The organism is Sulfitobacter sediminilitoris (genome assembly GCF_010667575.1).
GTDB lineage: Bacteria > Pseudomonadota > Alphaproteobacteria > Rhodobacterales > Rhodobacteraceae > Sulfitobacter > Sulfitobacter sediminilitoris.
The window spans coordinates 1-9,297 of record NZ_JAABNT010000044.1 but is presented as its reverse complement, the minus strand read 5'-3'; the positions used below and the strand labels follow the sequence as shown (position 1 = coordinate 9,297).

Below are 9,297 nucleotides of genomic sequence, written 5' to 3'. Positions count from 1 at the left end.
GACGAAACAGCGCCTCCTCGTGCTCCATCCATGCAACAAGTGCACCGTCCGGGTCCGCCAGAGGATCGACATCAGGCAGCGTCTCCCGGGCAAAAACGGAAAACGGAACAGTGCCTGGAAACCCGCGCCCAAACCGTTCAATCAAAAGGTCAAAGGCATCCGGTTCCGGCTCTTTGACCTCAATGCTGAGATCCGCCAGAACGCTTCGCGCCGCGAAGCCAAGCTCGACCGCATCATCGCGATCAATACGCCGGGCGACCGACCGGCCATCGAACAGATCCAGACCGAACAGCCAGAGCAGCTGCTGGCCGATGGTTGAACCCTCTGGCGTGAGAAGCACCATCAGGCTCCCTCCCTTCGTCCGGGCAATCACCACCTGATCACCCGCCCGAGCCTGGTGCACAACCGGCTCAGATTCGGCTGCATAGTACAAATGATATTCGGCGCTGCGCCCTGCCTTGCCGCGCCGGACGTCACTCCAGGTGCAATAGGATTCCAGCCGCATCGGCCCTGCTTCCTCGTCATCCTCGAGCCAGTAAAAGGTCGCCGGAAAGGTCTGCTTATCCGATGGTGTGCCGAGAAAGGCCCGGAACCCGCTGACCCCCTGAAACTCATGCTGATTTGATCGTTGTCGGTTGATCTCGACCTCTGTCAGAACCTTGGCCCCGGCGCCTTCAAACAGATCTGCCAGCACGCCAAACTTCATCTGGACACCACCACGGGATGATCCTCTGGCAGCCCCTCAAGATCAAGACCAACATCCGACGTGTTGAGCCAGTTCGAGATCACATCCAGAACGTCGCTGGCAGGCCAGCGCTGACGGCCTTTCAGAGCACATTCCCAAACAACGCCGACGCGCCAGCCCGCTTCACGCAAAGCCTCGGTACTGATTTTGTCGCGTGCGATGTTGGTGCCGATCTTTTGGCGCCAGAACTCTTCCCGCGAGCCGGGCCATTTAAAGAGATGGCAGCCGTGTCCGTGCCAGAAGCAACCATGGACGAAAAGCACAGCGCGGTGTTTTGGGAAAATCAGGTCGGGTCGGCCAGGCAGTTTCCGGTCATGCAGCCGGAAGCGAAAACCGCGGGCATGAAGCCCGCGGCGGATCGTCATTTCCGGCTTGGTGTCAGCGCCCCGTATCGCCGCCATATTCCGGCTGCGGGTCGCCTTGTCATGAACATCAGCCAACTTTGCGTGGAGCCTCCGCCTGCTTCTCCGTCAGCGACAGGATATGCGGTCGCATGATCCGTGCAACCTCCGCGAACACCGGCACGGCAACGGAATTTCCGAACTGTTTGTAGGCCTGGGTATCGGAAACCGGAATCCGGAAGTCCTCATCATACCCCATGAGACGGGCGCATTCGCGGGGTGTCAGCCGACGCGGGTTTTTGCCTTCACCGCGACTGACCAGAATTTCCGACCCGTCTTTGTAGTACCGTGCCGATAGCGTTCTTGAAATGCTGTCGCCATCCACAAGACCAAAACCAAAACCGTTTCCTGCGGCTTTGTGTTTTGCAGCATAGCCCTGAAGGTAGGCCCAGAGCTTATCTGTCAGCGTGTACTTGTCGCTGACAGCTGCGTCGGGACCGACCGTGAAGTGCCCTTCGGGTTCCTCTGTGCCGTTCTCCGGGTGGAAAATGTCCCTCATACGTTTGTGGCCGCGGGGAGGAATGATCAGATCTTCAAAACTGAACGGTACTTCGGTACGAAACCCAACCATCACAATGCGCTGACGGTGCTGGGGTACAAAATGCGCTGCATCGATAATCTGTGTATGTAGCGTGTAACCCAGTTCTTCTGTCAGCTTTCTGCGGATGACATCAAAGGTCTTTCCCTTGTCATGGCTCTTAAGGTTTTTGACGTTCTCCAAAAGAAAGGCGGCAGGGCGATGGTACTTCAGAACTCGCAGCACATCAAAAAACAACGTTCCCTGAGTTTCATCCTCAAATCCATGGGCGCGACCCAAGGCATTTTTTTTGGATACTCCCGCGATTGAAAACGGCTGGCACGGAAACCCAGCGACCAGCACATCGTGTTCCGGGATTGCCGCAGCATCGACTTCGCGAATATCGCCAGCGATCGGACGATTGTCCGCGAAATTTGCCAGATAGGTCTGTTGAGCAAATTTATCCCATTCTGAGGTGAACACGCAGCGTCCCCCTGCCCCCTCCATAGCTTTGCGCAGACCGCCAATGCCGGCAAAGAGATCGATAAAGCTGAAGTCGTCAGCCCCCGGCGCTGGACGTCGACCTTCGATTTCCAGCTCCAACAGGCGAGTGACGCCAGCCCGGGGCTTTTCTTCCCCGCGGACCCAGCGATAAATATGCCCCTCCGAATACTCGAGGTGTTCCGCCGCCTGGGGTACCGAATAGCCTGCCTTCCGCAGAAGGATCTCAAAGTCCGTCATCACTGCTCACCGCCTGGGTATTTTTCTGACACTATGGCGGGGGATATTCCGGTCAGCAAGAACAATATGGGCACATTTGGTATAGAGATTGCGACCAGACGCTCCATACAGTTGAGGCTAGCACATTCTGCCGACCATCCCGACCTTACTCGGAGCGCCAAGCCAGCTGAGAAATTGCGAGAGGCTATCAACCTGATCATCAAACTTTCCTCGCGGAAAGTGAACCAATTCTCGCTGGAAATCCGCCAGCCAAGTTGCGTCGACAGGTATTGAAATTTTGCCCGCCTCAATGAAGGGCGTTCCCGACATGAGCCTCGTCTTTTTGTCCGTCCGTGGCTTTATGCCGAGTACATTCAGCCCTCCAGTGCTTTTGAGGGTCTGGATCAACTGAATCCCGGAACCGGCTTCCTCGATAAGCACAAGACTTGCTCGCCATTTCCCGGCCTCTTCCATCACTGCTCTTTGGAGCTCCGGGTACTCAAGCCGCGACCTCCGAACGTCAAGAAGCCAGGATTTTCTACGCTGTCTGACGAGCCAGGTCGTGCAAACCGAGTAGTTGCTTGTTTCTTCGGCAGTAATCGCAGTGTCCCAGCTCTGAACAATCATATCTCCGCCCTGACGTTCAGGAGCACTGTCGTATGTGTCAAACCACTCCCATTTCACCATCCCGCCCCCGAGCGGCGCTGGCCGCTGCTGATACTGAGCCGCAAAAACGTAGGAGCCCAGTTCCAGACGACGCCTCTCCAATAAACTGTGTGGCAACCGGTCCGGATGGAGCAGATCACCTTTCTTTCGAGCGACCGCTCCCCTCCATCCAAGATCGATCCCGTGCGTTTCCTCAGCAATCGCCTGAAGATCCAGATGTCTCCACCCTTCCTGCTCCAGGAGCATTCCGGCCAAATCTTCTTCGTGGACGCGCTGCTGGATGAGAACGATTGGACCACCAACGGGATCGTTCAACCTGCTCAGAAGCGTGGATTTATACCAGTCCAGAACCGACTGTCGGCGGAGATCAGATGTTGCATCTTCAGGTTTGTGCGGGTCGTCAATGATTATAATATCACCGCCCCGCCCTGTCAGGGTTCCTGAAACTGACGTCGAAAACCGGCCGCCTCCACGCGTCGTCTCAAAGTCACTCCTAGCCCCTTTGCCTTTTGCAATGCGCGTTGCGGGGAATGCAGCTCTGTACCAGCTCGCCTGCAACACCTTCAGACAATCCAGCGCGAACTTCTCTGCCAGGGTTTCGGAATATGAAACAGCAACCACTTTCTGTTGTGGATTGTGCCCAAGCAGCCAGGCTGGAAAAGCAACCGATGCCGCCACAGACTTCAAAGATCTTGGCGGCATAGTGATGATCAGACGCGTTGTCTCTCCAGCCGCAACCTTCTCCAGCTCAAACGCAATCGCATCGATGTGCCAGGAATGCAGATAGCGCGTTCCCGGGTCCACTGTTGCAAACGTCTGCTGAATAAAACTCGACAGGTCCTTCCGGAGGAGCGCATTCAGAACGGAAACTTTGTCAGGAACCGTATTCATCTTCCGCCTCACCGTTGGAAGGCCCGGCAGGAACGTTCAGGATATCGTTCTTATAGCGCTCGAGTATGTCGTCTTCTTCTGCCTTCAGAACGCGTTCGCTGTTACTTCCTTCAATTTCTGAGGAGCGCCGGTTTGCAAGTTCCAGCAACCGGTCCAAGGCCCTTGCATCCCCTTTCAGGGCTTTTTCCTTCAGTCGCTTCAACGCGGCCAGCTGGCTGGAAACCTTCCGTCTCTGACCTCCTTCTGTGATCGTGATCTGCTCGGCGAGAACCTCATCCAGGTCTGTCGCAAAGTTCCTCGTTCCCTTCGGACGCCCCTTAGGGTTACCCGACTTCCCTTTTTCGAACTGCGCCTGGCTTGGGGGCTTTCCGTACCCGACCTCGTATTCCTTGCGGGCACTCATTGACCCTCTCCGGCATCAGCGAAACCTGCTTCGAGCGATGAGAACTCAGCGCCATCAGACAGGCGAACAGGTTCACATCCTGTCAGGGCCCGCCACCTTCGCAGCGTGGTATCGACGTACGCCGGGTCGATCTCGATACTCCTTGCAAACCGGCCAGATTTCTCAGCAGCTATGAGTGTCGAGCCTGCCCCGGAAAATGGGTCGAGAACCACGTCTCCCCTTTTTGAAACATCCAGAAGAGCGTCGCTGACCATTTGAACCGGCTTTGCAGTCGGGTGAGCCCGAAGTTCCTCGAGCCGGCCTTTCCTGAATGTATTTACACCGGGGTAGGTCCAGAGATTGGTGCGGTTCCTTCCAAACCGGCCAAGCTGAACGTTATTCCGGTGAGACTTCCTGCCGTTGCGAAAAACGAAGACCAACTCGTGCTGCGAGCGGTACAGGGACCCCATTCCTCCATTCGTTTTCGCCCAGACACACATGTTCAGCCAGGATCCGAACGCGCGCAGGCCTGCAGCTCTCATCTCTTCGATATGGCGCCAGTCGATACAGGCGAACCAGACAGCATTCTTGGCACTGAATTCTGAGGCGTGCTGGAATGCAGCTTCGAGGAACTTGCAAAACTCCTGACTACTCATCTCACCAGAAGCCTGAGCAAACTCCCTATGCCGGATTTCTCCGCCGCCGCATACATGACCATGGATTGGAACATTGTATGGAGGATCCGTAAAACCTACATCTGCGCGCTCGTCGCCCATCAGCCGGACATAGGATTCGTTTACCAAAGCATCACCACAAAGAATCCTGTGGTTACCAAGTATCCAGATGTCGCCCTTCCTTGAAATTTCGGCAACGTCCGCATCCGGGAGCTCGACCTCTTCAGGCTCAGGCTCCTCTTCGGCGAGCCCATCGCCGATCAGCAAGTCTATCTCCGGGGCCTCAAAACCGGTCACTTCGAGGTCAAAATCCAGTTCCAGCTCTGAAATTGCGGAAAGCTCTGCCGCAAGTATGTCGAGGTCCCAGCCGGCATTTTCTGCAATGCGGTTGTCAGCGATCGCCAGGGCGCGCTTGCTGGCTTCTGTCAGTCCCTCGATCAGAATGACCGGTACAGACGTTAGTCCAAGTTTTTTCGCGGCAGCCATCCGGCCATGGCCGGCTATAATTACTTTCCCCTCATCAAGCAGCAACGGGTTCGTGAAACCGAACTTCCGAATGCTTGAGACGATCTGCGAGATTTGAGCCGGACTGTGTGTCCGGGCGTTACGAGGAGCGGGCGCGATATTTTCGACAGGCAGCTCTGCAAACGTGTAGGCCATTTCATACCTCCAAAGGACATTCCTTCAGAGAAGCACAAGATCGGGGCCGGACCATGCCACCAAAGGAACAATATGTCTGTATGAAATTCACTGCTTCCCCATCAGGTCTGCCAATTTCAGAAATGGCGTTCCCAACCAGAGATTTCATGCGGTTCACTACCCCTTGAGGCCCGGAATCCAACATCTTTAGCTGGCCGATAGGCTTATCAAGAATCAGCAGAACGTACTACATATAGCACAACTATCAAAATCGGTTAACCAAATGTTGCGCGCAGACCTACTGTTTTTCTGTTTCTTTCTAGCAGCCAAGAGCTTGGTCTTGGAGACAGGGCTTGCGCTTCAGCTCGTTCTTCAAGCGCCCTTGAAAAGCGAACGGCGGAACTGACACCGACTCTTCTCTGACATAATGAATAATGCGCGCTCAGTGGTTTCGGTTGCACTATTGTGCGCGGTTGACGAGTAGCGCATGGTCTCTCCTCCTGAATGTTGAAACCATACGACCAGCTGCGTCTCCATAGCAGTCGTATAGTGGCCGCTCATGGGGAAAAGCGGTCACCCGACAGAAACTCAGATGACCGAGTCGAGCCCATACCGGAAGTGATCTGGCGCTGATCCTCACAGATTCAGCGACCCGCTTAACCAAAACCATTGGCTGTGCTTCTGAAGGAAGAGCCGTCTTTCGTTGCGCCTGCAGTGATGTTTCAAGGTTCCATTAGTCAATTTCGGACGAAGCTGCAGTTTGAAACGGCTCGTCTCGGCTTGCACTTAACCAGGTATTCCAGCCCCAGTCTTGCATCCGTCTGATTGGATTTTTTACCTTGTTCCTGATATACTAGAAGAAGGAGGGAGTGAAATGGATCGTAGGCTCAGCGCGATCATGGTGGCCGACATGGTTGGCTACTCCCGCCTGATGGAGCGTGATGAAGAAAGCACTATTCAACGCCAAAAGGCGCACCGCAATGAGCTCATAGATCCAATTCTCGCGGATCACCAAGGAACAATAATTAAGACCACTGGCGACGGGTTCTTGGCGGAATTTCGCTCCGTGGTTGACGCTGTCAAGTGTGCAGTCCAGATCCAACGGACGATGCTTAAAAAAGAGGAAGCTCTTTCGAAAGATCAACGGATCAACTACCGGATTGGTGTGAACCTCGGCGACGTAGTTCACGAAGATGGTGATGTATACGGCGATGGCGTTAACGTCGCCGCTCGATTAGAGCAACTGGCTGATCCGGGTGGGATTTGCATCTCTGGTACTGCCTTCGACCATTTGCGGAAGTCTGTCCAAGTTGGCTACGAGGACCTTGGTGAAGTTCATGTCAAGAACATCGAGCGCCCCATTCGAGCTTGGAAGGTCTTGTTGGATCAGAGTCACATTGGTGATGTAATTGTTCCTCACAAGTCCATTTGGAATCGATCACCGAAGCCAGTTGCGGCGGCGCTTGTCACGGCGGTATTACTCGTTGCCGCTATCTGGTGGCTTTGGTCTTCACCTGATCAGGTTGCGACATCCCAGCATTCCGGGAGCCTTCAAGGCAAACAGTCGATTGCCGTGCTTCCCTTCCAAGACCACTCTGAAACCCCGGAGATTTGGTTGAGTGATGGTCTAGCAGAAGACATTATTACGGATCTTTCCAAGCTGGAGGACCTGTTCGTAATCGCAAGAAACTCTTCATTTCAGTACCGTGGTGGCAATCATGACTTGCGCCAGGTCGGACTGGAATTGGGCGTGGCACATTTACTCGAAGGCTCAGTCCGTAGGGTTGGGGACACCGTTCGCGTCAACGCCCAGCTCATTGAAGCAGAAACGGGTGGGCATCTGTGGGCAGAGCGGTATGATGGCAGTGCAGACGAAATCTTCGAACTTCAGGATGCGGTAACGCAGAAAATCGTTGATAGCCTAGCTCTAACCCTCACAAAAAGCGAAGTAGAAGCAATCACTTTGCCTGTGACCGAAGTGCCAAAGGCACATCAGGCATACTTAAGGGCCGTTAGTCACCTTCACCAGTACTCTCCACAAAGTTTCACTGAAGCGAAGAAATCGCTCGATGAGGCACTAGAATTGGATCCAACGCATGCTTTAGCCTTAGCGGGACGTGCGGATCTATATCTAGAAGCAGCACAACGTGGATGGTGGGATTCCGTAGGAATAGATAAGCAGTATAACGCGGTTTATGCGGCCGCTGAAGCTGCACTACGCTACCCATCCGCCCTTGCTCATGCTGTTGAAGCGGAATTACTGTTTGAAAAGCCAGATCACGAAGCGGCTCGTGCGGCAGTTCAGAAGGGCCTAGCTCTCGATCCAAATAATGTCGATGTTCAGATCTTTTCTGCAATGGCTGAAATCTCGCTCGGAAACTACGAAGGGGCTCTTGACCGGGCAAAGTTTGTCGAGCGTCTAGACCCCAGGAATCCAAATAGATACCAATACGTGACAGGGTTGGCGCTTCATGTCGCGGGAAAGAACGTTGAGGCTTTAGACTACTTCGACAAGGTTTTGAAATACACACCAGAGGACTTTACCATTCGTGTCACCCGCGCGATAATTCTTTCCGAGCTTGGTCGGTTCGAAGAGGCCAAAGCAGAAATGCAGATCGTAGAAGCAAAATGGCCCAAGGACTGGGGAAACACCTTTTCAGCACCGATTATTGCGTGGTGGTACGGTCGGAATATCGGTCAAGACTATGTGATCCGATTACGCCGTGCTCTCTTGGCCATCGGAGTACCTCTCTTTCCGGATGGTGTCGAAGTAGAGCCTCAGAACCGAATGTCGCTTGTAGAGGTCAAATCAGATTTTGGTGACACATACCGTTGGATTGGCGAATGCTGTGGTGGTGTTCAATGGATGCGCGACACACATCAATCTGGTGAACGCGATATGTACCTCAATGGCAAGAAAGTCGGGACTGATACGGCGGTCTGGTATGAAGACGGGACCGTAGAATTTGAAAGACATCATCGCTATATGCACACCAGCAAGTGCGACGTTTATCGGAATCCCGATGGTTTGAATGATGAGTACAACGCCTTCATCGCCGTATGTTCCAATGGTGTTTTTCCTTTCGGCGTATTCCCTATTCCAAGCTAAATGCCCACGGAATAGACCGCCGGAATGTCAATGCACCAGCTGCCAGAAGGACTGCTTTCGGCCATGCTTCGTCTTAAGGCGGGCGACGAAGGCATCATGCGCTTCAATTGCGCCGAAATCATTTGCCTGACGTGCCAGATTATCGCACTCAAGCAAATGGCGGGCGGCGTGCCGATAGCGTTTGGAGCGGGCAGCACCAAGGGTGAATTCAATCATGGCCCGCAGAGCCAAGGTCGCGGCCAGGGGATGTTTTTCGGCCAGTATTTCTGCGGCGGGCGCCAAGACTTCATAACAGTTTCCGTCCAGCTCATCAGTCCGGTTTTCCACCAACTGGGCCGCATGGTCGGGCGCCGGCCATTGGATCAGAAAGTGCAGCGCCTGGAGCGCATTGGGATAGGCCAGCGCATGCGCCATGGGCACCATGAAGTTCCGGCGGGTGTAGCCAACCGTTCCCTCGACTTTACCTTTGTCATTCCCTTTGCCCGGGCGGCCAAACCGATCCTCAAACAGATAATGGGACACCAGTTCTGAGAACACCCGGGTTCGTTTGCGC

General features: G+C 54.3%; 7 protein-coding genes and 2 pseudogenes. 1 reads left to right on the top strand and 8 read right to left on the bottom strand.

The window, feature by feature from the left end:
• The 6 genes and pseudogenes from GV827_RS22615 to GV827_RS22590 all read right to left on the bottom strand — a co-directional run.
• A pseudogene (locus GV827_RS22615) lies at positions 1–706 on the bottom strand (type II restriction endonuclease); the annotation flags it as partial.
• Positions 703–1,185 carry a very short patch repair endonuclease gene (locus tag GV827_RS22610; protein WP_164356504.1) on the bottom strand — a complete coding sequence of 161 codons (483 nt, stop codon included), beginning with the start codon at positions 1,183–1,185 and terminating at the stop codon, positions 703–705. The gene GV827_RS22610 and the pseudogene GV827_RS22615, both read right to left, overlap by 4 nt.
• Entirely contained in the window at positions 1,178–2,404 is a 1,227-nt protein-coding gene (dcm, locus tag GV827_RS22605; RefSeq protein ID WP_164356502.1) for a DNA (cytosine-5-)-methyltransferase, read from the bottom strand. The genes GV827_RS22610 and dcm overlap by 8 nt, the downstream gene beginning before the upstream one ends.
• Positions 2,405–2,521: 117 nt before the next feature.
• Positions 2,522–3,940 carry a phage terminase large subunit gene (terL, locus tag GV827_RS22600; protein WP_164356500.1) on the bottom strand — a complete coding sequence of 473 codons (1,419 nt, stop codon included), beginning with the start codon at positions 3,938–3,940 and terminating at the stop codon, positions 2,522–2,524.
• Positions 3,924–4,343, bottom strand: coding sequence for a DUF5681 domain-containing protein (locus tag GV827_RS22595; protein ID WP_164356492.1), 420 nt, complete (start codon positions 4,341–4,343; stop codon positions 3,924–3,926). The genes terL and GV827_RS22595 overlap by 17 nt, the downstream gene beginning before the upstream one ends.
• Complete coding sequence (locus tag GV827_RS22590) at positions 4,340–5,656, bottom strand: site-specific DNA-methyltransferase (RefSeq protein WP_164356490.1); 1,317 nt, start codon at positions 5,654–5,656, stop codon at positions 4,340–4,342. The genes GV827_RS22595 and GV827_RS22590 overlap by 4 nt, the downstream gene beginning before the upstream one ends.
• A gap of 853 nt (positions 5,657–6,509) precedes the next feature.
• Here GV827_RS22590 and GV827_RS22585 point away from each other — a divergent pair.
• Positions 6,510–8,744 carry an adenylate/guanylate cyclase domain-containing protein gene (locus GV827_RS22585; RefSeq protein WP_164356488.1) on the top strand — a complete coding sequence of 745 codons (2,235 nt, stop codon included), beginning with the start codon at positions 6,510–6,512 and terminating at the stop codon, positions 8,742–8,744.
• Between the two features lie 27 nt (positions 8,745–8,771).
• Here the strand turns inward: GV827_RS22585 and GV827_RS24070 are convergent, their stop codons facing one another.
• Both GV827_RS24070 and GV827_RS22580 read right to left on the bottom strand, forming a co-directional pair.
• Complete coding sequence (locus GV827_RS24070; RefSeq protein WP_328823206.1) at positions 8,772–9,158, bottom strand: DUF6880 family protein; 387 nt, start codon at positions 9,156–9,158, stop codon at positions 8,772–8,774.
• Positions 9,138–9,297 (bottom strand): annotated as a pseudogene (locus GV827_RS22580) (IS21 family transposase); the annotation flags it as partial. The gene GV827_RS24070 and the pseudogene GV827_RS22580, both read right to left, overlap by 21 nt.

Bases quoted from the DNA above. Each gene is read 5' to 3' on its own strand.
- dcm (WP_164356502.1), bottom strand. From the start codon at position 2,404: ATGACGGACTTTGAGATCCTTCTGCGGAAGGCAGGCTATTCGGTACCC.
- terL (WP_164356500.1), bottom strand. From the start codon at position 3,940: ATGAATACGGTTCCTGACAAAGTTTCCGTTCTGAATGCGCTCCTCCGG.
- GV827_RS22595 (WP_164356492.1), bottom strand. From the start codon at position 4,343: ATGAGTGCCCGCAAGGAATACGAGGTCGGGTACGGAAAGCCCCCAAGC.
- GV827_RS22590 (WP_164356490.1), bottom strand. From the start codon at position 5,656: ATGGCCTACACGTTTGCAGAGCTGCCTGTCGAAAATATCGCGCCCGCT.
- GV827_RS22585 (WP_164356488.1), top strand. From the start codon at position 6,510: ATGGATCGTAGGCTCAGCGCGATCATGGTGGCCGACATGGTTGGCTAC.
- GV827_RS24070 (WP_328823206.1), bottom strand. From the start codon at position 9,158: ATGGCGCATGCGCTGGCCTATCCCAATGCGCTCCAGGCGCTGCACTTT.